The sequence below is a fragment of the Nocardiopsis algeriensis genome, assembly GCF_014203695.1.
Lineage (GTDB): Bacteria > Actinomycetota > Actinomycetes > Streptosporangiales > Streptosporangiaceae > Nocardiopsis > Nocardiopsis algeriensis.
Genome location: NZ_JACHJO010000012.1, coordinates 85,338 through 108,637, shown reverse-complemented (window position 1 = coordinate 108,637; position 23,300 = coordinate 85,338). Strand labels below are relative to the sequence as shown.

General features: G+C 68.7%; 19 protein-coding genes, 1 tRNA gene and 1 pseudogene. 8 read left to right on the top strand and 13 right to left on the bottom strand.

Annotated features, from left to right (window positions below):
• The first annotated feature begins 87 nt into the window (after positions 1–87).
• Positions 88–1,218 carry a hypothetical protein gene (locus FHS13_RS18975; RefSeq protein ID WP_184293301.1) on the top strand — a complete coding sequence of 377 codons (1,131 nt, stop codon included), beginning with the start codon at positions 88–90 and terminating at the stop codon, positions 1,216–1,218.
• A 110-nt stretch (positions 1,219–1,328) separates the two neighbouring features.
• Here FHS13_RS18975 and FHS13_RS18970 read toward each other — a convergent pair whose 3' ends face one another.
• On the bottom strand, positions 1,329–2,633 hold the full coding sequence (locus FHS13_RS18970; protein ID WP_184293300.1) for an Ig-like domain-containing protein: 1,305 nt from the start codon (positions 2,631–2,633) through the stop codon (positions 1,329–1,331).
• Positions 2,634–2,908: 275 nt separating this feature from the next.
• Here FHS13_RS18970 and FHS13_RS18965 point away from each other — a divergent pair, with 275 nt between their 5' ends.
• Together FHS13_RS18965 and FHS13_RS18960 are read left to right on the top strand one after the other, a co-directional pair.
• Positions 2,909–3,232, top strand: a complete 324-nt coding sequence (locus FHS13_RS18965) for a DMT family transporter (RefSeq protein ID WP_184293299.1) — start codon at positions 2,909–2,911, stop codon at positions 3,230–3,232.
• Positions 3,233–3,248: 16 nt separating this feature from the next.
• Positions 3,249–3,827 (top strand): TetR/AcrR family transcriptional regulator, encoded by a 579-nt coding sequence (locus FHS13_RS18960; RefSeq protein WP_343065084.1) that lies wholly within the window; start codon positions 3,249–3,251, stop codon positions 3,825–3,827.
• A 185-nt stretch (positions 3,828–4,012) separates the two neighbouring features.
• Here FHS13_RS18960 and dacB read toward each other — a convergent pair whose 3' ends face one another.
• The 5 genes from dacB to FHS13_RS18935 all read right to left on the bottom strand — a co-directional run bounded on the left by dacB (position 4,013) and on the right by FHS13_RS18935 (position 11,760).
• Entirely contained in the window at positions 4,013–5,593 is a 1,581-nt protein-coding gene (dacB, locus tag FHS13_RS18955) for a D-alanyl-D-alanine carboxypeptidase/D-alanyl-D-alanine endopeptidase (RefSeq protein WP_184293298.1), read from the bottom strand.
• Positions 5,594–5,811: 218 nt separating this feature from the next.
• Complete coding sequence (locus tag FHS13_RS18950) at positions 5,812–8,052, bottom strand: ABC transporter ATP-binding protein (protein WP_184293297.1); 2,241 nt, start codon at positions 8,050–8,052, stop codon at positions 5,812–5,814.
• A complete protein-coding gene (locus tag FHS13_RS18945; protein WP_184293296.1) occupies positions 8,049–8,969 on the bottom strand; it encodes an ABC transporter permease in 921 nt (306 codons plus the stop codon). Before FHS13_RS18945 ends, FHS13_RS18950 begins: the two co-directional genes overlap by 4 nt.
• Positions 8,962–9,972, bottom strand: coding sequence for an ABC transporter permease (locus FHS13_RS18940; RefSeq protein ID WP_184293295.1), 1,011 nt, complete (start codon positions 9,970–9,972; stop codon positions 8,962–8,964). Before FHS13_RS18940 ends, FHS13_RS18945 begins: the two co-directional genes overlap by 8 nt.
• 84 nt (positions 9,973–10,056) lie before the next feature.
• Entirely contained in the window at positions 10,057–11,760 is a 1,704-nt protein-coding gene (locus tag FHS13_RS18935) for an ABC transporter family substrate-binding protein (RefSeq protein WP_184293294.1), read from the bottom strand.
• Positions 11,761–12,403: 643 nt separating this feature from the next.
• Between FHS13_RS18935 and FHS13_RS18930 the strand changes: the two genes are divergently transcribed.
• Both FHS13_RS18930 and FHS13_RS18925 read left to right on the top strand, forming a co-directional pair.
• A complete protein-coding gene (locus FHS13_RS18930) occupies positions 12,404–12,877 on the top strand; it encodes a hypothetical protein (protein WP_184293293.1) in 474 nt (157 codons plus the stop codon).
• 166 nt (positions 12,878–13,043) lie between these two features.
• A complete protein-coding gene (locus FHS13_RS18925) occupies positions 13,044–13,655 on the top strand; it encodes a rhomboid family intramembrane serine protease (protein ID WP_184293292.1) in 612 nt (203 codons plus the stop codon).
• 262 nt (positions 13,656–13,917) lie between these two features.
• Here FHS13_RS18925 and FHS13_RS18920 read toward each other — a convergent pair whose 3' ends face one another.
• The 4 genes from FHS13_RS18920 to dcd form a co-directional block, all read right to left on the bottom strand.
• On the bottom strand, positions 13,918–14,862 hold the full coding sequence (locus FHS13_RS18920; protein WP_184293291.1) for a glycine betaine ABC transporter substrate-binding protein: 945 nt from the start codon (positions 14,860–14,862) through the stop codon (positions 13,918–13,920).
• Positions 14,863–14,914: 52 nt separating this feature from the next.
• Positions 14,915–16,144 (bottom strand): ABC transporter permease subunit, encoded by a 1,230-nt coding sequence (locus FHS13_RS18915; RefSeq protein WP_184293290.1) that lies wholly within the window; start codon positions 16,142–16,144, stop codon positions 14,915–14,917.
• The gene (locus FHS13_RS18910) at positions 16,141–17,139 is read right to left on the bottom strand and encodes a quaternary amine ABC transporter ATP-binding protein (RefSeq protein WP_184293362.1); all 999 of its coding nucleotides are present in this window, start codon (positions 17,137–17,139) and stop codon (positions 16,141–16,143) included. The genes FHS13_RS18915 and FHS13_RS18910 overlap by 4 nt, the downstream gene beginning before the upstream one ends.
• Before the next feature lie 433 nt (positions 17,140–17,572).
• Complete coding sequence (dcd, locus tag FHS13_RS18905; protein ID WP_184293289.1) at positions 17,573–18,154, bottom strand: dCTP deaminase; 582 nt, start codon at positions 18,152–18,154, stop codon at positions 17,573–17,575.
• A gap of 159 nt (positions 18,155–18,313) precedes the next feature.
• Here dcd and FHS13_RS18900 point away from each other — a divergent pair.
• Positions 18,314–18,387 (top strand) — tRNA-Gly (locus FHS13_RS18900).
• 131 nt (positions 18,388–18,518) lie between these two features.
• Here the strand turns inward: FHS13_RS18900 and FHS13_RS18895 are convergent.
• Positions 18,519–19,157: pseudogene (locus tag FHS13_RS18895) on the bottom strand (tyrosine-type recombinase/integrase); the annotation flags it as partial.
• 141 nt (positions 19,158–19,298) lie between these two features.
• On the opposite strand from FHS13_RS18895, the gene FHS13_RS18890 reads away from it, so the two are divergent.
• Both FHS13_RS18890 and FHS13_RS18885 read left to right on the top strand, forming a co-directional pair.
• Positions 19,299–20,036, top strand: coding sequence for a DUF5919 domain-containing protein (locus FHS13_RS18890; RefSeq protein WP_184293288.1), 738 nt, complete (start codon positions 19,299–19,301; stop codon positions 20,034–20,036).
• Between the two features lie 16 nt (positions 20,037–20,052).
• Positions 20,053–20,553 (top strand): Clp protease N-terminal domain-containing protein, encoded by a 501-nt coding sequence (locus FHS13_RS18885; protein WP_184293287.1) that lies wholly within the window; start codon positions 20,053–20,055, stop codon positions 20,551–20,553.
• A 270-nt stretch (positions 20,554–20,823) separates the two neighbouring features.
• Here the strand turns inward: FHS13_RS18885 and FHS13_RS18880 are convergent, their stop codons facing one another.
• A complete protein-coding gene (locus FHS13_RS18880) occupies positions 20,824–21,300 on the bottom strand; it encodes a hypothetical protein (protein WP_184293286.1) in 477 nt (158 codons plus the stop codon).
• 329 nt (positions 21,301–21,629) lie between these two features.
• Entirely contained in the window at positions 21,630–22,529 is a 900-nt protein-coding gene (locus FHS13_RS18870) for a hypothetical protein (protein WP_184293284.1), read from the bottom strand.
• Positions 22,530–23,300: the final 771 nt, after the last annotated feature.

The following is a 23,300-nucleotide window of genomic DNA, read 5'->3' as shown; positions in this document are numbered from 1 at the left end:
CTCCCGCCTCCCTTTCCGTGACCCGGGGCAGCGCCGTGCTCACCGAGAGCGTAGGCTTCGTGCGGGTGACAAGTGAAGGGAACGCCGATGGACCGTCGTACCGGTACGGGTAGGCGTCCCACCGTGCGGGCCGGACACCTGCGGGACCTGCTCACCGCCGCCGTCCTCCCTCTGCTGCCCGCCGCGCTGCTGACCGCCGCGGCGTCCGCGGCGTTGTCCGCCCACGAGGTCTCCGGAGACGCCTCCGCGGTCCTCACCGCCTTCACCGCTCTCGCGCTGGCGGCCCTGGCCGCAGGTGTGCCCACGGCCCTCAACGCCGCACTGCTGACCGTTGCCGGAGTGCTCCTCGGCCGGCGGGTGGCCCCGCGCGACGCCTGGCGCCGCGCGTGGCGCCTCCTGCCCTGGACCCTTCTGTGGGCGGCTGCTCTGGGCTGCCTCGGCTGGGCCGCGATCGCGTTCGTGCCCCGGCCGGCCGCCGCCGGGGCGGAGTGGGTCCTGCTTCCGGCCGCGGCGGCCCTCGCCGCGATGCTGCCCGCCCTCCTCCTGCCCGTGCCGGTGAGCGTGCTCACCGGTCGCTCCCCGCTGCGGGAGCTCCCCGGCACCTTGGGCCCCCGCCGGGCCGCACGGCTGCTCGCGGGCCTGCCCGGCCGTGTGCGCCTGCCCGAGGCCGCGGTCGCGGAGGGCCCGGTCTCGGAGGGCGCGGTCCCCCTACCGGTCCTGGCTGCCGCGCTGCTCCTCGTTCCCCTGGCCCTGACCGGTCCTCTTCCGGACACGTCGGCCCCCTCCCCCGCGGCGGAGAGCGGCCGGACGACGGTGCACATCGCGGCGGCCGACGGCTCCCGGCACCTCGAGGTCGATCTGGCCGCCCCCGGGCACAGCACCCGCACCCGGATGGGCGATCACGTGGTGGGCGCCTACTGGCGCAGCGGACCGGTGGGCGCGGGCTCCACGCTGTACCTGCGTGTGTGCGCCGCCGACGAGGCCTGCGGCGGCCCCGTGGTCGGAGCGCAGCCCGCCTCGGCGTCCGTCACCGTGGAGGTGGACGGTCCTGACTCCGTGCGCCTGGTCCTGCTCTCCTGCGGCAGCGACCCCTGTCCGGGACACTCCCCCGGCGGGACCGCGGACCTGGCGTCCCCTGGCGGCGAGGAGGCCGGGGCGAAGGCAGCCGGCACGAGGGGCCCCGCCCCGCCCTGCCCCGACTGCGCCTCCGACACCTGAGCGGTGGGGCGGGGCTTCCCCGCCGTTCCACCGGGAACGGAACGAGGGCGCCGGGAACCCTGCGGTTCCCGGCGCCCTCGCGGCGTTCGTTCGGGGTCCTGCCCCGAGGCCTACTGGGCCCCGTGGACCGGGCCGGGGGTGCCGGAGCCGTCGGTCACGTGGGCCTCACCGGTGGCGCTGTTGGCCAGCCACTCGTCCCAGGACATCTGCCAGTAGCCCCAGCCGTTGTGCCACTCCAGCTCACGGGAGGTACCGGTGGTGTCGAGGATGTCACCCATGAGGGTGTTCTCGAAGACCCACCTGGCGTTGACCATGTCCAGGTTGGTGCAGCCGTTGGAGGTGTTGGCGGTGCCGATGTTGCCGTTGTAGGACGCCTCGTGCAGGAACTCGCCGCTGTTGGTGGTGCGGACCGCGTACTGGACGTCCACGTTGTAGGCGCCGGGGGAGTCCTCCGGGATGCCCACGGTGGTGGAGTCCATGGTCAGGCTCTCGTAGCGCTCCATCAGCACGTGGACGCCCGTGGTGGTGGTGTCGAAGTTGCGGCTGCCCTTGCCGTTGCTCACGGGGATCGTGCGCTCGTGCTCGCCGTCGACGGTGACGACCATCTCGTGGTCGGGCACGTGCATGGTCATGATCAGCTCGCGCCCGATCTCGAAGTCGAGCTGGTAGTTCTTCACCCCGTAGACGCCCTCGGAGGCCTCGACGCCCGCCAGGTGCATGTCGACCTGGACGGACTGGTAGGGCTCCCAGTAGGTCTCGGGGCGGAAGACCGCCATGGTGTCGCTCGGCCAGTTCCAGGCGCCCTGGATGCCCTGCTCGGAGATGACCTCCATGGAGTTCTCGACCTCGGCCTTGTTGGTCACCGGGAGGTCGAAGTTGACGACGATCGGCATGCCCACGCCGACGGTCTGCCCCGAGCTGGGGAAGTTGGAGAGGAGCTCCAGGCGCTGCCCGGGGACGGCCTCCTCGGTGGTGAACTCGTGGACGAGCTCGCTGGTCTCACCCTCGGCGTTCTCGGCGGTGGCGGTGACCACGACCTCGGCACCCGGGCGCAGGTTCCAGTCGCTGACCCACAGCGTGCCGTCCTCGTTGAGGCTCCCGGTCATCTCGTAGAGCGACGGGTCCTCGGCCTCGCCGCCCTCGGCGCCGGCCTCGGCGGGGACGACCTGGTCGACCTTGACCTCGGTGATGGTCCCGCCCTCGGCGGTGACCTGGATGGGCGTGTTGGGCGCGAGCGCCTCGGTGCCGTCCGCGGGGGTGATCGCCAGCTGCGCCGCGTCGTCCACCTCGGGCTCGGCGCTGCTGCTGCTCTGCGTCTCCGCGTCGTTGGACGAACAGGCGGTGGCGACGAGCGCGAGCGCCGCCAGTCCGATGCCGAACCGCCGGACCACCGATGGGTGGGACTTGCCCCTCACGTCTGGACCTCCATGTTTCACCTCGAACGCCGTGGGTCTCGGGTACTAGGACGCGTCGGCACGGAAAAGGTTCAGAAATTCCGTACTTCGGTATGGAGCGGTTATCCGGCGCGGAGCACGGGCACCGAGGTCGCCGACGATACACACCTGAGCAAAGGACAAACGCACCGGATACGAGATTACGGCCAACTCCGACCCCGACACGCACGCGGGGGTCCGGTCCCGGCATAGAATCTGGAGCGTTCGCTCAGCTTTCTCTGCAGACGGGTCTCCCCATGGCATGGTTGTGGCTGCTCGGCGCGATCGCCTTCGAGGTGACCGCCACCTCCGCGCTCAAGCTCTCCGAGGGCTTCACCAAGCTCGTCCCCTCGGTCGTCGTCGCCGTCGGCTACATCGGCGCCTTCGTCATGCTCAGCCAGTCCCTCACCCGCGGCATGGACCTCGGCGTGGCCTACGGTGTGTGGGCCGCCGTCGGCATCGCCCTGGTCGCGGTGATCGGCACCGTCTTCTTCGGGGAGTCCCTCACCTGGGTCCAGGTCGGCGGCATCGCCCTCGTCATCGCGGGCGTGATGGCCCTGGAGATGGGCGGACGGCACTGACGCGGGAGGAAAACCGGTGGAGGAACCCGACGGCCGCAGACGCAAGGGGCAGCAGCGCCGGCAGCTGCTGCTGGACGCCGTCATGCGCCTGGTCGAGCGCGGCGGCACCGCCGCGGTGACCCAGCGCCGCGTCGCCTCCGAGGCGGGGGTCCCGCCCAGCGCTGTCACCTACTACTACGCCACCGTCCAGGACATGCTCGTCGACGCGCTCGTCCGGGTCAACGACGACTACGTCGAGGCCGTTCGGTCGCTGCCCGGCGACCCCGCCACCGCCCTGCGCGACTTCTCCGCGCTGCTCACCGCGTCCTCCCCGGGGGACCGGATCCGGCTGACGGCCGAGTGGGAGCTCTTCCTCATGGCCGCCCGCCATCCGGGCCTGCGGGCCGAGGCCGACCGCTGGAACCGCGCCGTGGACGCCTTCCTCTCCCGCTACCTCCCTGATCCCGTGGACCGCGCCGCGGCCGCGGCCGCGGTCGACGGCCTGTTCCTGCGCGCCTGCACCGAGGATCCCCCGCCCGGCGCCGACCAGGTGCACCGCGTCCTCAGGCGCCTGGTGCCCCTTCCGCCGCATAGCGCGCCGGCGGAACCCCGATGACGGCGGTGAACTCGCGGGTCAGGTGCGACTGGTCGGGCGGCGCACCGCGCCGGGCCCGCTCGGCGGCCGCTCCCGGTGGCGGACGCGTGTGAGGCCCGGAACAGCCGCGGCCACCGGTCCTGCGGTGCGCGGGGCCCGGACGAGGCGTCCCGTCCGGGCCCCGCGCCGTCAGGGACGGCCCGCCGTCAGCAGGTCAGCTCCCACGAGCATTCCAGCTCCCCGCCGGGCTGCGGCGCCCGCGCGCTGAGCGGGCTCACGCCCTGGGACGCCGTGTTGCCCAGGTACTCGGCCAGCCGGATCGCCACCGCGTCCTGCACCCCGGTCGGCGCCGGGCCGGTGTGGCCGTTGTTGAGGACGCTGAACACCAGCTCGCCGTCGGGCCCGGAGACGTACCCCGACAGGGCGCTCACCCCCGACATCGTCCCGGTCTTGGCCCGTACGGCACCCTGCGCCGCGGTGCCGCCCATCCGGAACCTGAGGGTGCCTCCCGTGAACTGGTCGGCCTCGCCCGCCACGGGCAGCGCCTCGCGGAACACGGGGTACCAGTCCTCGTCGCGTGCCTCGGCCAGCAGTCCGGTGACGGCGTCGGCGGTGGTGCGGTCGGTGCGCGAGAGGCCCGAGCCGTCGTGGAACACCATGCCGCTGGTGTCCACCCCGAGCCCGGTCAGGGCTTCCTCCACACCGGTGAGCCCGGCCTCCCAGGTGCCCTCCCCCGCGGTCTCCCTGCCGATGCTCTTGATCAGCATCTCCGCGTGGCCGTTGTTGCTGAGCTTGAGGAAGGGGACGAAGATCTCCGACAGCTCGGGCGAGGTGTGGCTGCCCAGGACCTCGGTCCTGCCGCGCCCGGGCACCGCGCCCGCCTCGACGTCCCCCTCCACCGTCACGCCGTGCCGCTCCAGCGCCTGCTCGAACAGGTGCCCGGCCAGCAGGGCCGGCTCCTCGACCGTGCGCAGCGCCGTCACGGGAGAGGCGCCCTCCGGGATCGAGCCGCCGACCACGACGGTGTTGGCCCCGGCCGGGCGGTCCACCCGCAGCGTGTTCGCGCTCCCGGGCGCACCGGTGACGGCCCGGTTGTCCAGCTCCGCGTAGCCCGCGGCCGCGCCGAGGTCGACCCGCGGGGCCTCCCCCCGCGTGCCCGGCGAGACGACGACCTCCGTCACCCCGGTGTCGTACCGCTCCCCGTGGGCGACGGTGAGCGCGGAGATCTGCGCGGAGTAGGCGTAGGGCTCGTCCTCGGGCCACCAGTCGTCCACGAGGCGCTCGCCGTCGAACCACGTGTCGTCGGCGTACACGTCGCCGCGCACGAGGCGGACCCCCGCGTCGGCCACCTCCTCGGCGAGCGCGTCGATGTCGTCCGCGGTCAGCGTGGGGTCCCCGCCGCCGACCAGGTACAGGCTGTCGACCGCGCCGCGGTATCCGCGCCGCTCCCCTGCCACCACCTGTGTGGAGAAGGTGTGGTCGGGCCCCAGCACCTCCAGCGCGGCGGCCGAGGTGAACAGCTTCATGTTGGAGGCGGGCAGCAGGGACTCCGCCGCGTCGCGCTCGTACAGCCGCTCGCCGGTCCCGGGGTCGAGGACGACGACCCCCGACACCGCGAGGGAGGGGTCGGACAGGATCTCGTCGAGGTCGGCGCGCAGCTCTTCGGCCGCCTCGTGGGCGGAGGCGGGCGCGGAGATCAGTGCCAGGGGGAGCACGGCGGCCGCTGCGGCGGCGCGGAGGGCGCCCCTCCGGCGCCCGGAGGAGAAGCCGGGGGCAGCGTTTCTCATGGGTCTCCTACATGTCGTACGGAAGACCACGAACCTAGCCCGATCTCACCTTGTGTCGCCACATCCACACGCGGGGCATTCGGGTCTCTTCCGCACCGTTTTCGCAGGTCACACGAAACGGACAGAAGTTCTTACACCCCGCCCATGACCACAGCTGGACATTCCGGGCACGAAAAAGGGCCGGCCCCGGGACACCCCCGGAACCGGCCCCCTCCGGGTCAGAGCAGCTCGCGCGCCTCCGAGTAGTGGCAGGCGTCGCGGTGGCCCGTGCCCCGGTCGATCAGCTCGGGCGGTTCCTCCACGCACTTGGTGCGCTCGGCCTCCGACAGCACGCCCGCGAACTTCGGGCAGCGGGTCCGGAAGCGGCAACCCGACGGCGGGTCGGCCGGGCTCGGCACGTCACCGGTGACCACGATCCGCTCGCGGGTGCGCTCCTTGACCGGGTCCGGCAGCGGGATCGCCGAGATGAGCGCCTGCGTGTACGGGTGCGCGGGCGCGCCGAACAGCTGGTCCGTCGTGCCCGTCTCCACGATCTTGCCGAGGTACATCACCGCCACGCGGTCGGCGATGTGCTTGACCACCGACAGGTCGTGCGAGACGAACAGGTACGACAGGCCCAGCTCCTCCTGGAGGTCCTCCAGCAGGTTGATGACACCCGCCTGGATGGACACGTCCAGCGCCGACACCGGCTCGTCGAGCACGAGCACCTTCGGGTTGAGCGCCAGCGCCCGGGCGATGCCGATGCGCTGCCGCTGACCGCCCGAGAACTCGTGCGGGTAGCGCGACCCGTGCTCGGGGCTGAGCCCCACCAGGTCCAGGAGTTCCCGGACCCGCGCCCGGGCCTCCTTCGCGTTCCGGCCGTGGATGCGCATGGGCTCGGCGACGATGTCGGAGACCGTCATGCGCGGGTCCAGCGACGCGAACGGGTCCTGGAAGACCAGCTGGAGGTCGCGGCGCAGCGGACGCATCTGGCGTGCCGACAGCGTGTGCAGGGCCTGCCCCTTGTAGGACACCTCCCCCGCCGTCTGCTTGATGAGCTGGAGCATCAGCCGGGCCGTGGTCGATTTGCCGCAGCCCGACTCGCCCACGAGGGCGAGTGTCTCGCGCTCGCGCAGCTCCAGGGAGATGCCCGAGACGGCCTGCACCTCGCCGATCTTGCGCTTCAGGAGGCCCTTGGAGCGGATGGGGAAGTTCTTCACCAGGTCCTGCACGGTGAGGATGACCTCGCCGGCCTTCCCGCTCCTCGCGGCGCCCTCCTCCGCTGCCTTCTCGGCGGATTCCTGGGCGGCGTCCTCGGCGACCTCCTCGAGCGCCTCCGCGGCCCTCTCCTCGGCCTCGGCCGCCTCCTCGACCGTGGCGGCGTCCGCCGCCATGCCCTTGAACAGGTCGCCGGGGCCCATCCCCTCCAGCTCCTCGCTGAAGTGGCAGGCCGCGGCGTGGACGCCGGTCTCCTCCGGGACGGCGGGGCGGCGCTCGCCGCCGCCGGCGGCGGTGAGGAGCCGCGGCTCTTCCTCGCGGCAGATGTCCCGCGCCATCGGACAGCGGGGCGCGAAGGCGCACCCCTTGGGCAGGGCGAGCAGCGAGGGCGGGGTGCCCACGATCGGGGTCAGCCGCTCGTGTCGCTCCTCGTCCAGGCGGGGCAGGGAGCCCAGCAGTCCGAGGGCGTAGGGCATGCGCGGCCGGTAGAAGACGTCCTCCACCGACCCCGTCTCCACGAGGCGGCCGCCGTACATCACACCGACCCGGTCGACGTGTCCGGCCACCACACCCAGGTCGTGGGTGATGAGCACCATGGCCGCTCCGGTCTCCCGGCGCGCCGCCTCCAGGGCCTCCAGGACCTGGGCCTGGACGGTGACGTCCAGGGCGGTGGTGGGCTCGTCGGCGATGATGACGTCCGGCTCGTTGGCCATCGCGATGGCGATGACCACGCGCTGGCGCATACCGCCCGAGAGCTCGTGCGGGTACTGCTTGATCCGCTGCTCGGGGTGGGGGATGCCCACCAGCTTCAGCAGCTCCAGGGCGCGGTCCATCGCGGCCTTCTTGCCGACCTTGCGGTGGGCCAGCACGGCCTCGGAGATCTGGTAGCCGACGGTGTAGACGGGGTTGAGCGAGGTCAGCGGGTCCTGGAAGATCATCGCGATCCTGTTGCCGCGGACCTTGCTGATCTGGGCGTCCTTGAGGCCGAGGACCTCCTGGCCCAGCACCTTCGCCGAGCCCTCGACGCGGGCGTTCTTGGGCAGCAGGCCCATGATCGCCATGGAGGTCACGGACTTGCCCGAGCCGGACTCGCCCACGATCCCCAGCGTCTCGCCCCGGCGCAGCACGTACGACACCTCGCGCACGGCCGGCAGGGGGCCGTCGTCGGAGGGGAAGGTCACGCTGAGGTCGCGCACCTCCAGCACGACGTCGCTGTCGGTCGGGGCCGTGGCCTCTGTGGTCTTCTGGTCAGTCGTGGTCATCGCCGCACCATGGTCTGTCGTGGGTCGAGGGCGTCGCGCAGCCCGTCGCCGATGAAGTTGATCGTCAGGCAGATCACCACCAGCAGCACACCCGGCGGGTAGAAGAGCCAGGGGCGGGTGGCGGCGGCCGTACGCGCGTCGTTGATCATCTGCCCGAGCGAGATGTCGGGCGGCTGGATACCGAACTGGAGGAAGGACATGCCTGCCTCCAGCAGGATCGCCACGGCGATCAGCAGGGTGGCCGCGACGATGATCGGGCCGGCGGCGTTGGGCAGCAGGTGGCGGACGATGATCCAGCCCGGCGATGCGCCGGCGGCCCGGGCGGCCTCCACGAACTCCTGCTCCCGCAGCGACAGGACGACGCCGCGCACGACACGGGCGATCTGGGCCCAGGAGAAGAAGCCGATGATGAAGGCCACCGCGTACCAGGTGGTGCCGGCCTGGGCGTTGCCCGCGACCGCGGAGACCATCACCAGCAGCGGCACGATCATGAACACGTCGACGACGCGCATCATGATCGCGTCGACGCGTCCGCCGTAGTAGCCGGCGGCGGCACCCCACAGGGAGCCGATGACCGTGCCCATGATCGAGACGGTGAACGCGACCTTGAGGGTCTGCTGGGCGCCCCGCATGAGCTGGCCCAGGACGTCGTGCCCGGCGGTGGTCGTGCCGAGGGGGTGGTCCGCGCTCGGCGGCTGGTTCGGCGGGATGTCCAGGTGGATGGTGTGGCCCCACTTCCAGAAGAGGGGGCCGATGAACGCCGTGAGCGCGATGAGGACCAGGACGACGAGGCTGATCATCGCGGCCCGGTGCCGGAGGAACCGGGACAGGATCATCTGCATCTGGGTGCGCTCGGCGCCGCCGACGCTCTCCGCGCCGGTGCTCTCGGGCGCCGCGGAAACCTTCATCTCACTCATAGCGGATCCTCGGGTCGAGCACGCCGTACAGAAGGTCGGCGATGAGATTGGCCACGATGACCATCGTGCCGCTGAGCAGCAGCCAGGCCATCAGCGCGTAGGAGTCGTTCTTCTCCACGGCGGTGATGAAGAACTCGCCCAGTCCGCGCCACTGGAAGACGCGCTCGGTCAGGATGGCTCCGTCGATGACCCCCGCGACCCCGACGGCGACGACCGTGGTCAGCGGGATGAGTGCGGTGCGCAGCGCGTGGCGGCGGATGACGACGCGGTTGGGCAGTCCCTTGGCGCGGGCCAGGCGGACGTAGTCGCTGTTGAGCACCTCCAGCATGGAGGTCCGCTGGTAGCGGCTCCACGAGGCGAAGCTGGTGAGCATCAGCACGATCGTGGGCAGCGTCATGTACTTGAAGGTGTTGCCGATCTGACCCCAGAAGTCCAGACCCTGCGCCTGGAACTGTCCGTCGCCGATCGTGGCGAAGACCATGCTCCCCGCGAGTTCGTTGAAGCCGACGCCGGCCTGCTGGATGATGCCGGCGAACCAGAAGACGGGCATCGCCAGGGCGAGGAAGCCGATGAAGGTGAGGCTGTAGTCGAGCTTGGAGTACTGGCGCATCGCGCTGACGACGCCGGCGATGACAGCCAGGCCGAAGGCGAACACCATGGCGGCCCCGACGAGGCGCAGGGTGGTGCCCAGGCGCATCATCAGGTTCTCGCCGATGTCGTAGGTGGTGCTCTGGGTGGAGGGGCCGAACTTGCCCTGGAGCAGACCGATGTCGCCGTGTCCGCCGATACCGGTCATCCAGAGCCAGTACCGCTCCGGCATGGAGCGGTCGAGGTAGAGCCTTTCCTCCGCCAGCTGGATGACCGACGGGTCCGGCGGTGGCTGCTGCATCCTGAGGTCCGAGAGCGGGTCTCCCGAGACGTCGATCAGGACGAAGGTGAGGACGGACGCGAGGATCAGGATGGGGATCGAGCTCAGGACGCGCCGCACCGTGTAAACGAGCATGGGTGTGATCCTTCAGGGGTGGACGAGGACCGGCCCGGGCCCGGGATGTGTGTGTCCCGGGCCCGGGCCATGGGCCTGGGTCGCCTACTGGGCGATGTCCCACTCACCGATGTTGTAGGTGGCGCGGTAGCTGGACTGCAGGTTGTCCTGGACGTTGGCGAGGCGGTCGTTCACGAAGAAGTAGTTCGGCTCGGCCATGATCGGCAGGACGTAGGCCTCCGGCACGACGGCGGCGACGGCCTCGTTGGCCTTCACCGCTGCCTCGTCGAGCGTGAGGGCGGTGGCGGAGCCCTCCGCGGCCTCGTCCACGTCGTCGTTGGCGAGCCCGCCGAAGTTGCTCTCGCTCTCCGAGTCCCAGAACTGGGCCGCGGAGGTGGCGAAGTAGGGGGTGCCGCTCCAGCCGAACTGGACGATGTCGTAGTCCCTCTCGGCCAGCATCGTGCCGAGGTCGTCGGTCAGCTCGATGGTGGTCTCGATGCCGATCTCGTTGAGCTGGGCCTGGATGAGCTGGAGGGAGTTGTTGCGCACCACGGTGTCGGTGCTGCGCAGGCGGAAGGGGCCGACCTGCTCGCCGTCGAGGGTGAGGGTGCCGTCCTCGATCTCGTAGCCGGCCTCCTCGAGGATCTCGGTGGCGGCCTCGACGTCACCGCTGCCCTGGCCGGACTCGGTGATGTGGTCCTCGAAGTACTGGCTGTCGCTGCCGAAGATGTGGTTGTTCTTCAGCTCGTACTCGGGGTAGGTGGCACCGAAGTTGCGCTCGGCGATCTGGTCGCGGTTGATCGCGGTGAAGATCGCGGTGCGCAGCTCCTTGTCCTTGAGGAACTCGTTGCCGAGGTTGATGTCGACGTGCTCCCAGATGTTGCCCTCGGCGATGGTGAGGGTGACGCCCTCGCCCATGTCCTGGAGCTGGGTGACGATGTCCTCGCTGTACTGGGCGGGGTTGGCGCCGTCGATCTCACCGTTCTGGAAGGCGTTGATGAAGGTGCCCTCGTCGGTGTTGTACGTCATGATGATGCGGTCGAGCTTGGGCTCCTCGCCGAACCACTCGGGGTTGGGCTCCTTGACGACCTGGTTCTCCAGGTCGCCGTCGACGATCATGTACGGGCCGCCGGAGAACTCGGGGCGGGTGTCGTGCAGCCAGGTGTAGTACTCGCCGAGCTGGTCGGGGTCGTCGATGTCCCAGCCGTTCTCCTCGGCCAGGTGCGCCGGGTAGAAGCCGCCCGCGACGTTGTGGGCGTCGAACATGCCCATCCACTCGGGGTCGGCGAGCCCCTCCTTGAGGGTGACCGTGGCGGTCTTGCCGTCGACCTCGATCTTCTCGATCATGTCGGCGGTGGTGGTGCTGCGCGGGTCGCAGGTGGTGCAGTAGCCCTCGTCGGGGGAGGCGCCCATCATCCAGGTGACGCGCAGGTCGTCACCGGTCATGGGGGTGCCGTCGCTCCAGACGGCGTCCTCGGCGAGGGTGATGCTGTACTGGAAGGGCCCGGCGTCGAGGTCGTCGTTGATGACCTTGGGCTCTTCGGCGAGCACGGTCAGGTCGTACTCGTAGGTGCCGTCGGGCTGCCACTGCCCCGTGTAGGGCAGGACGCCGGAGAGCATCTGGACGGTGTAGACGCTGCCGCCGGCGCTGCTGATCGCGGCCCAGGTGGAGGGCAGGCTGTTGATGACCCAGGTGACCTCCTTCGTGCCACCTTCGTCACTGCCGCCGCCACCGCCGCAAGCGGTCAGCGCCAGGACCGCCGAGGTTCCCGCCGCGGCGAGCGCGAGGGCCTTCCTTCGTTTGTGCATCGGTTACACCCTTGATCACTAATACGAACCCATGACGCGAACGGGCAGTTCGCACACGCCCCGTCAAACTTAGGCGATTAGTCGATCAGAAGACCATTGAGCGAAATGTCTGTATAGGCCTAATGCCGGATTCGTGACCCATCCGCAACCGGTTCGCGGCCATCGGCCCCGGCTGTCGACCTGAAACCTCGACCCTCCTGAAAGATAACGGAAAAGACACCGTCCCCACGGGAAGGCCGTCCGGCGCGCGGATCCCGGATACGGACACGTTGGAAAAACATTTTGTCACCCCAGAGAGTAAACGCTGATTACTTCTAAGTAAACGGTGATTAACCACGGAAAGTCGCCAGTCAATCACCGAAAACGAAGCGGACAATACGCTCATCTTCCTACACTGGGAACAAAAGACAACTTTTTTCTCTTCAGCCACTTGCGTGCACACTCACACCTCGGTTTTCCAATACATGGGATGACCGGATGACAGATATCTCTTTCTCCTGGAAGGCCGAAAGGCCCCTCCCCGCCGAACCACCGGCCTCCGGGGCGCCCGGAAGCGCCGTCCGTACCGTGCGGTAGCCGATAGGCTCGTGACAGGCACTTCCCGCCACCCCCGCCATCGCACCCAGTGAGAGAGGCATCCGCCGTGTCCGAGACAGTGCGCCTGGTCTGCCCCGTAGGCCGCAAACACGTAGAGCTGTTCTCCGGTTACGCTCTAGTGGCGCTGGGCGTGGTGGCGATCGCGGTCGACGTCTCCCACTGGGCCAACATCACGCTGGGCGTCCTCCTCGTCCTCCTCGGCGCCGCGGTGGCCGTGCACGGGCACACCATCAAGACGCCCGTCCTGGAGGTCTCCGACGGAGAGTTCCGCTACCGTCGCGGCGACTACGAGATCGGCGTGCCCTTCAGCGACATCGGCTCCTACTACCTGCTGCCCGGCAGCATCCGGTCCCTGGGCCTGTGCGACAGAGCGGGCCGGCCCAAGCGCTTCCCGTCCCTGCAGAGCAGGCGGACCTCGCGCACCTACCTGCCGCTGACCGGTATGACCAGCCCGGCCAAGGTCGAGTCGTTCATGGCGATGGCGGGCATCCCGCCGCGCAAGCGCTCGCTCTCCTCCTGAGCGGCCGGCAGGTCCGGCAGAGCTGACCGAATCCTCTCCGGCCAATCGGCCGAAACCCGGTCCGGCAACTGCGACTACGGCGGAACTTCAGGACAGATCAGACAAATCTGCACCACGCGGTGCACAGACATACCCGTGCAAGGCCGGGTCATCTACCCTCGATGGGGTGACGCAGTCCAGAATCACCGCCATCCTGACCGTAGCGGGGATGCTCGCGGCCATGTGGGTCTTCGAGATCCTCGACACCCTGATGCTGGGGACGCTCGACCATCAGTTCGGCCTGCGCTCCTGGGACACCGACGCGCCCTGGACCGTTCTCACCGCGCCGTTCATGCACGGCAACTTCCAGCACCTCATCGGCAACTCGCTGCCGTTCCTCGTCCTGGGCTCGCTCGTCGCCTTCAGCGGCCTGAGCCGGCTCCTGCTCACCACCCTGATCGTCACGCTCGTCAGCGGCGTGGGCGTGTGGCTGTTCACCGCGCCGCCCTCCGTCACCGTGGGCGCCAGCGGCCTGGTCTTCGGCTACTTCGGCTACACGGTCCTGCGGGGCATCATCGAGCGCAAGACCATCGACATCGTCATCATGATCTGCGTCGTCCTCTTCTACGGGACGATGATCTGGGGGGTCCTGCCCCAGTACCCGGGAGTCTCCTGGCAGGCCCACCTGTTCGGGTTCCTCGGCGGCCTGCTCGCCGCGTACCTGCTGCCCCGCCGCGAGAAGCGGCGCCAGATCAACCCGTGGACGCCCGGCGCCCAGGGCGGCTATCACGCACCCTGACCCGCCGCCACGGCAGAGGGGCCGCTCCCGCGGGAGCGGCCCCTCTCTCTGTGCGGAGGCGGACAGGTGGACCTGTGCCTGCGACGGGCAGGGGCACGATGGCCCGCCCTGTGCGCCGTGACCCTGTACCTACAGCTCACCTCGAAGGTCGAACCGAGCTACAAGTGCAAGATCATCGAGGCCGGGGCCCTCCCGCTCGACCGGTGGGTTTCCCGGCCTGCGGGCTGGGCCGTGCAGCCCGAGACGATCCGAAAGGCAGGGCCTAGAACTCCAGACCCTCGGCGTCGTCGCCCAGGACGCGCTCGACGAACTCGGGGTTCTCCGACAGCCAGACGCGGGCGCCCTCCTCCGGGCTGTCCTGGTACTCGCTGTCCTCCGAGACCGTCAGCGCCTCCAGCGTGGCCAGCTCGTCGTCGCTCATCTCCCAGCCGCCCAGCCACTCGGCGAGCTCCGGGTAGTCCTCGGTGAAGCCGTCGCGGCCCACGGCGTGGACGGTCTCGGCCTCACCCATCAGGCCCTCGGGGTCCTCCAGGTCCTTCAGGTCGTGCTTGGCGTAGGCCGGGTGCGGGCGCCACAGGGTGACGACGATGGGCTCCTCGTCGGCGATGGCCGAGTCCAGCTCGGCGAGCATCGCGGCGGTGGAGGACTCCACCAGTTCGAAGTCCTCCTCCAGGCCGTAGCCCGGCATGGCCTCCTCGCGGGTGACACGGGTCAGGCCGGCGCCGGGGTCGATGCCGACGATGCGGCCGTCCAGCTCCTCCGCGTGGTCGGCCAGGTCGGCGATGCTGTTGACGTCCTCCATGTAGGAGGGCACGGTGATGGTCAGCTTGGCGTTGTCGTACCAGGCACCGAGGTCCTCCAGCTGGTCGCCGTAGTCCTCCCAGTAGTCGGCGTGCGTGACGGGCAGCCAGGTGTCCAGGAACAGGTCCACGTCGCCGTTGGCGGCGCCCTGGTACATGGGGGCCACGTCGACGTCGGTGACCGTGACGTCGTAGCCCTTCTCCTCCAGGATGACCTGCCACATGGCGGTGGTGGCGATCGCCTCCTCCCAGGCGATCAGCGCGATGTTGATCTCCTTGGCGTCCTCGCCGCCGCCGTCGGCGGGGCCGGTCAGGTCCTGGTCTCCGCCGCCTCCGCAGGCGGTCAGCAGGAGCGCGGCACTCATGCCGGCTGCGGAGAGGGCTGTCATGCGCTTGCGGCTGTGCATGGTGGGACTTCCTTCCCTCGGGGAACTTCGTGCTGCGGGATCGGGGGCGGGCTCAGGCGGCCGCGGTCGCGGCGCCGGGGCCCTTGCGGGTGACGGCCGCGGTGAGGCGGTCCAGGAAGATCGCCAGGATGACCACGGCGATGCCGGCCTCGAAGCCGAGGGCGCCGTCGTTGCGGGTGATGCCCTGGTAGACGTCGCTGCCCAGACCGCCCGCGCCGACCATGCCCGCGATGACGACCATGGACAGGCCGAGCATGATGACCTGGTTGACGCCGGCCATGATGGTCGGCAGCGCCAGGGGCAGCTGGATCCCGGTGAGGATCCGGCGGCTGGAGGCACCGAACGCCTCGCCCGCCTCCACCAGTTCCCTGTCGATCTGGCGGATGCCGAGCTCGGTCAGGCGCACGCCGGGCGGCATCGCGAACACGATCGTGGCGACCACACCGGGGACGGCGCCGATGGAGAAGAAGAAGATGGCCGGGATGAGGTAAACGAAGGCGGGCAGCGTCTGCATCAGGTCCAGGACCGGCTTGACGATCTTGCTCACCAGGTCGCTGTAGGCGGCGAGGATGCCGATGGGGATGGCAATCACGACGGCGATCGCGCTGGCCACCAGCACCAGTCCGAGGGTGTCCATGGCGTTGGACCACTGGCCGACCGAAGCGACGAGGGAGAGCGCGAGCAGGCCGAACAGGCCCAGCCGCCACCCGGCGACCGCGAGCGCGAGCAGGCTCATCAGCAGGATCATCAGCAGCGCCCGGGGCTGGGTGACCAGCGCGGGCAGGAGGAGCCAGCCGAGCACGACGGCGATCAGCCAGCCGCCCGCCACGGCCGCGGTGCGCACACGGGCGGGCGCGTCCAGCAGGCCGATCACGGTGACGGCCGCCAGGAAGAGCAGGGAGATGCAGAACCAGGCGTCGACGTACTGCTGGTCGAACAGGTTCATCGCCCACAGGAAGAGCTGCGGCGGCAGGCTGTTGATGATCGTGTTGCCCAGTGCGAACAGGGCGTGCGCCAGGTACAGGAGCACCGCGGCACCCACGGTCACCAGCACCGGCAGGCGCCGGGTCCGCAGGAGCGGCACGGCGATCAGCGCGGCGGCGATGACGGCCAGCTGGCCGGCGGCGGGCTCGGTGAAGAACCCGGAGAGGGCGGCGACGGCCCAGCGGACGAAATCACCGACGGCGTCGAAGAACCAGGCGAAGTTGTCCTTGAGCCAGGCGTTGAGCGCCTCGAAGCCCTCACCGACGGGCAGGGCGGGCGGGAAGTCGACGGGGTTCACCGCTCACCTCCGCGCGCTCCGGAGAGGGCGGCCATGACGGAGGCTCGGGACACAGATCCGATCACGCTGCCGTCCTCGTCGACCACGCGGAGGTGCTCGGCCTCGGCCATGCCCGTGCACAGGTCGGCCAGGGTGGTGTCGGCACCGACCTCGGGGCAGTCGTCCCCGGCCTCCGCCCCCGGTTCGAGGGCGCTGGCGGCGGTGAGCACGCGGGTGCGGTCCACGTCCTCGGTGAACCGGGCGACGTAGTCGTTGGCGGGCTCGTCGAGGATCTCCTGGGCGGTGCCGATCTGGGCGACGCGGCCGTCGCGCAGCACGCAGATGCGGTCGCCCAGGCGCATGGCCTCGTTGAGGTCGTGCGTGATGAAGACGATCGTCTTGCCGAGGCTCGCCTGGAGTTCCAGGAGCTGGGTCTGCATGTCGCGGCGGATGAGCGGGTCGAGCGCGCTGAAGGCCTCGTCCATGAGGACGATGTCGGTGTCCGCGGCCAGCGCGCGGGCCAGGCCGACGCGCTGCTGCATGCCGCCGGAGAGCTGGTGGGGGTACTTGTCCTCCCAGCCGGCGAGCCCCACGAGCCCGAGGGTCTCGCGGGCCTTCTCGGCCCGCTCGCCGCGGGACAGCCCGCGCAGTTCGAGGCCGTAGGCGGCGTTCTCCAGGACCGTGCGGTGCGGCAGGAGCGCGAAGTGCTGGAAGACCATGCTGATCCGCTCGCCCCGCAGCTTGAGCAGCTCCTTGCGGCTCAGGCCGGTGATGTCGGTACCGGTGACCTCGACGGTTCCGGAGGTGGGCTCCAGGAGTCCGTTGAGCATCCGGATCAGCGTGGACTTGCCCGATCCCGACAGGCCCATGACGACGAAGATCTCGCCGGGCTCGACCTCGAAGGAGACGTCGATGACGGCGGCGGTCACGTCCAGGTCGGCGACGGTGTCGCGGTGGCTGCCGTCGGCGAGCCGCTTCACGGCGGCCGGGGCCTGTCTGCCGAACACCTTGTACAAGTGGTCTGCGCGTAGTGCTGGCACGGTCTCCTCAACGGGGCTGGTCCCGACCAGGCCCGAAACGCTGCCGGCCGGACCCCGGTCTCCTCAGGCAACCGGTCCGCGCAGAGCCCCTCTGCATGCACCCCACAGGGCGTGACCAGCACCTTGGTTCACATCGGGGCGCAACCTTACCGAGATCCCCTCGACAAGGTCGGAGACTGTGTCACTAGCAGATAACAGGTTTAAACCTCATAAAAACGGTCATCCGACCGCACAGCACCTTCCTGACCACACATAACGCATAAATGTGATCTATACCACCCATCCTTGAGGGGTGATATCGGTCACATAGTGAGGACAGGAGCGCTTTGTGACCGTATGCTGCCGCGACCGAACCGAGAGTGCCCGTTTTCGGGCATGGCAAACTCCGTCCTTCACGGAGAAGTTCGGTTCAGGACTCGATCCGGGTACGGGCGAAATTGAGGTGCGACCTCGACGGCGTCGGCCCCCGCTGCCCCTGGTAGCGCGAACCGTAGACCGCGGAGCCGTAGGAGTGCTCGGCCGGCGAGGACAGCCGGAACATGCACAGCTGGCCGATCCGCATGCCGGGGTAGAGCTTGATGGGCAGCGTCGCCACGTTGGACAGCTCCAGCGTCACGTGCCCGGAGAACCCGGGGTCGATGAAGCCCGCCGTCGAGTGCGTCAGCAGTCCCAGACGCCCCAGAGAGCTCTTGCCTTCCAGCCGGCTCGCGATGTCGTCGGGGAGTGTGACCGCCTCGTAGGTGGACGCCAGCACGAACTCGCCCGGGTGCAGGATGAACGCCTCGTCGGCGTCGGCCTCCACCAGCCGGGTCAGGTCCGGCTGCTCGACCGAGGGGTCGATGTGGGGGTACTTGTGGTTCTCGAACACCCGGAAGAAGCGGTCCAGCCGCACGTCGATGCTGGACGGCTGCACGAGCCCGGGATCGAAGGGGTCGAGTCGAACCCGGCCGGCATCGATTTCGGACTTGATATCGCGATCGGAGAGCAACACGCTCCGAACCTACCGGCACCCGCCACCGCACGGGCCCACCGCGTCGGCCACAGCCCCCCGAACCAGCGGGAACGTCCGGTTCCGGTCACCGAGTTGCCCGAGCGACCGCAAGTTGGGCTAGGATGGCAGCGTTGCAACCGGTCCCCACCGGTGGACAGCGCGGATGTAGTTCAATGGTAGAACTTCAGCTTCCCAAGCTGATAACGCGGGTTCGATTCCCGTCATCCGCTCCAGAAGGAGAACGGCCAGGTGACTCGGTGAGAACCGAACACCTGGCCGTTCCGCTTTCCCCGGGTGGGTGCCGGAGTCCGTGCCACATACGTGCGACAAGCCCGTCAGGGAACCGCTGCGGCGACCGGCGGAGGGGGTCGTCGCCGTCCCGGTTCCGCCGCTTGGCCCGTAGTTCCTCGGCGGCCCTCTCCCCCAGCCGGTCGGCGATCTCGCATTCGCGTTCGTCGCGCGCGTGGAGGTAGATCATCGCCGCCCTCGAGCTGGAGTGCCCCATCCGCTTCATCAGCTCCGGGACGGAGGCCCCGGCCTCGGCGTCGAAGGTGTTGCCTGTGTGCCGGAGGTCGTGGAGGTGGACGTCCTCCAGGCCGACGCTGTGAAGGGCGTCGGCCCAGTACTTGGAGAAGTTGCTCCGGCGCAGTTGGTTGCCGCGCACCCCGACGAACACGAACCCGTTCGGCCCCGGGGCAGCGTACTCCTCCAAGTGGCGGCGCAGGTCCGGAACGACCAGCCCCGGCAGGAAGACCGTCCGGTATCCGGCCTTGGACCTGGGCTTGCCCTTGTAGAGTCCGCCCACGTCGGTGACCGTCTCACGCACGGTCACGGTCCGGGCTTCGAGGTCGAAGTGTCGGCGGTGCAGGCCAGCCAACTCGCCCCACCGCATACTGCCGAACGTCGCCGGCAGCACGAGCGCCCGGTAGCAGGGTTTGATGGCGTCGGCCAGCTCGAAGACCTCGGCGACGGACAGCACCGGGCGTTCCTCGCTGTCCTCCAGGCTACGCCGCGCCGCCACCGGATTTCAGGAGCTTGCGAACGGTTCCACAGTCCCTCAGGAGCACGGGGCGAGATCACTACATGGCTGGACGTCTCGATAATGTGAGCGCGTCCCCAGACATCCAGCGAACCCCCGAGGTCCATGCCGAACGAGAGGTTGCGAGCCGCGTTGCTCCAGCGCGGGGCCACCCCGGGCGACCTGGCCGAGGAGATCGGCGTGGACGCCAAGAGTGCGGAGCGCTGGATCACCCAGGGGCGCACCCCCTACCGGCGCCACCGGTACGCCGCCGCGGCCTTTCTCGGCGCGGAGGAGACGTACCTGTGGCCGGAGGCACTGACCCCGGAGCAGAGCAAAGCCGCCTCACAGAGCGAGATCATCGAAATCTACCCCCACCGGGGGAGCATCCCGGCAGAGCTGTGGAAGCGCATCTTCCAGGAGGCCAGGGAAGAGATCTCCATCCTGGTGTTCAGCGGGTTCTTCCTGGCCGACGACCCGAGCATGATCCGGCTACTGGCTGAGAAGGCCAAGGCCGGCGTTCGTGTGCGCATCCTGTTGGGAGACCCGGACAGCGAGGCCGTCGCCCAGCGCGGCGAGGACGAGGGGTTGGGCGAGCTGTTCGCGTCCAAGATCCGGAACGTCATCCTGCTGTGCCGCGGACTGCGCGAGGTGGAAGGCGTGGAGTTCCGGCTCCATGGGACGACGCTCTACAACTCGATCTATCGGGCAGATGACCAGGTCATCGTGAACACCCACGTCTACGGTGCGATGGCGTCCGAGGCCCCGGTGTTCCGCCTGCGCAAGATCCCCGGCGGGACCCTGGTCGGCACCTACCTGGAGAGCTACGAGAAGGTGTGGGAGCAAGCGTCCCCTTTTGAGTGATCCAGGAGCCCAGGCCATGTTCGAAAGGTTCACCGACCAGGCGCGGAACGCGGTCGTGCATGCGCAGAACGAAACGGTCGCGCTCAAGCACAAACGCATCGGCAGTGGACACTTCCTGTTGGGGCTAGCTCAGGAGGGCAACGGTCTGTCCGCCAGCACGTTGGCAGCTCTCGGCTTGGAGTACGCGGCCGTTCGCGCACAGGTAGCGCAGCTCGGCGGACGGCAGAAGCGGATTCTTCGTCCCTACCGCAAATTCGATCGTGAGACCAAGAAGGCTCTGGAAGATTCTCTCACTGCCGCGCTGAAACGAGAGCACAACTTCATCGGGACAGAGCACATGCTTCTGGGGCTGCTGAGCGGTAAGGGCAACACTGCCTGCCAAGTCCTCCAGAACCTCGGGGTCCCTCCGGAGCAGGTCGTCCAACATGTGAACAGGACCCTCGATGAGCTGGCGAAGCACACGCAGGACCCTGGCCAGGGGCATGAAACCCTACCCAAGCTGATGGGTGAGCAGTGACCCTCATGTCACCGCACCTGGGGTGACCCTGCCGACTGAATCCGAGGAAGATTCCATGGGAAAGCGGATGGGATCAAGGCGGCGGCGCAAGCGCCGCCGGTGGTGTCAACTCGTTGAAGCAACACCCTGGCCGACCATGAAGGGAGAAGCGAACAGTCCCTCCCTGATCGAGGCTCAACGCAGCTACCGGAGCTTCGGACAACCCCTGCTCGACCTGGCGTCACAGGTCACGCCCCGAGATCCGGTTGGTCTCCTGAGGTTCCCTGCGGGTCAGGCCCTCTCACCCAGGGCTTCCAGGACTTCTTCGACCGGAGGCAGGGACAAGCGCTTGCGCAGCGCCTCGGCCTCGTCGTCGGGGACGACCTTGCGATCTGAGATCGGGTCGGTGAACCGGTCCTCCTCCCAGCCGAGGGGGATGGTGGTGAAGCTGGCGGGGCCGATGTCGTCGTAGTAGGAGAAAGGGCCGTAGTGGGCGTACCACTCACCGGCGATCAGGGGCTCGGGGCCGGGAAGAGCGAGATCCTTCTGGAGAATCGCGGCCAGCTCCGGCACACGAGTGACCAGGCCCGTCTCCATCGGGTTCGACTTGATCTCGGTGAGCACGTACACGTCACGCGCCAGCTTGCCGCCCGTGAAGATCTGGACGAGACCCCGTCCTTCACCCAAGAACGTGGGGAACCCCAGGATGAACGCCTTCATCCTGACTCCGTCGCGGGTTTCCTCGTCGATGATCCTGCTGACGATCAAGGCTTCCTCCAGTAACAGGGGGACATGTCACGGCCATCGGATTCGGCCACCTCACCCAGGCCTATACCGAGGCCTTGCAGTCCCGGCACAACGTCCTCGGTCCTGAACACCTGCTCCTGGGGGCGCTGCACGACGAGCGTCGGGCTGTCCCGGTACACCCGTGAGTAGGCACGCGGACCCTGAGGCCGCATAATCGGCGCACGAACTCAGGGCGTGTTCCACGTGCCCTTGAACAGCGGTGATCTTGCTCCCGGGGTGACCTCGGCGGGGGTCCCGTCCACCGGGAGCAAGATCGTCGACGACCGGCCGGCGTGCGCCGGAGAGTTCGGTCAGTCGAAGAGGTCCTCGGGGGCCTGGACGGTGACGGCCTTGGGCACCCAGGCCTCCAGCACACCCAGGTCGGTGCAGGACCGGATACGGGCGCGGACCTGGTCGGAGACGGTGAACCCGCGGGCCTCCAGAACCCCGATCACACTACGGGCCACCCCCTGGGCGCGGCCCTCTTCCCGGCCTTCCTCACGGCCTTCTTCGCGGCCTTCCTCACGGCCGATGCCGACGTACTTGCGGGCGAAGTCGCTCTGCCATTCGTAGGTTTCCACGGACATCAGGCCCTCCAGTTCCCGGCGAGCCGCCTCGTTGAGACCGCTCAGCACATAGTCATAGTAGAACGCACGGTTACGGTCAGCAGTGGCATCCAACGCCTCCACCAGCGCCTTCAACGTGCGCACATCACCACTGCCATGGGCACGGGCCGACAGCACCGCCAGCTCCGGCAGCTCCCGTGCCCGCTCCACCTCGGCCACCACCGGCAGGTCATCGGGACCGATCACCAGCGGACGCAGCACGAAGCCGGGATGGCCCACATCCACGGGCCGGGCACACCAACGAGCAGCGGCCTCATCGGGGCACAGCACCACCAGCACCACCGGACAGCGCAGCCTTCCCCGCAGCAGTCCCAGATAGGCGGGCCAGCTGTAGTGCTTGTCGGGATCGGCCCGGCCCTGGCTCTCGACCGCCACCCCCAGAACAGTGCGGGTCCCCTGGCGCAGCACCACCGCGCTGTCGACGTTCCATTCCTTGGGGTCGCAGTTGGTCAGGGCCTCGGAGGTGGAGGCCACCTCCGAGTATTCGGGCAGCGGATAGTCCAGGACCTCGCGCAGCAGCACCGGGGCCAGGGCGGGTTGGTTCTGGACCAACCGCAAAGGGATCTCATGGGATCGGCTGGGCATACAACTCCTTTTCTGGAAGAGAGGACCAAAGTAGGGACCAGGGCCCAAGTAGAGGTGCGGATGCGAACGCAGGATCCGAGCACGGGCGCAGGAATGGCCAAAGGTTTCCGTCTATTCCACCCTGGCCAGCGACTTTTCTCCCCGTGATCTTGTACCTACGGACACTTTCACTGCATGCGAGAGGGCAGAAAAACAGGGTGAAGTTGACCCCAGGTACAAGATCACGGGAAATAAGACACAGCCAAGAGAGAAAGCGCCGACTTCCCAGTCGGTTCGAGATCCCAGGCGCCTCAAGGGTCTCAGACCTACCCCCTGGCTGGTTCGGTTCGGGACCTTCCTCACCTCGACCAAATTCAGCCTTCCCCTCTGGCCAGCGGATTTTCTTCCCGTGATCTTGTACCTACGGACACTTTCGCTGAATACGGAAGGACAGCAGGGTGGGGTGAGGTTGGCGCTAGGTACAAGATCACGGGAAATAAGACACAGCTGAGAGAGGGAGCGCGGGTTTTCCGGTCGGATCGAAGACTCAGGTCTACCCCCGGGTTGGTTCGGTTCGGGGGCTTCCTCGCCTCGGTCGGAATTCGGCCTTCCTCTCTAGCCAGCGGATTTTCTTCCCGTGATCTTGTACTTACGGACACTTTCGCTGCATGCGGGAGGGCAGGAAAACGGGGTGAGGTTGTCGCTAGGTACAAGATCACGGGAAATAAGACACATCCAAGAAAGGGAACGCGGGTTTTTCTGGGTGTGGAGGAGGGGGTGGGGGCTCCTCGG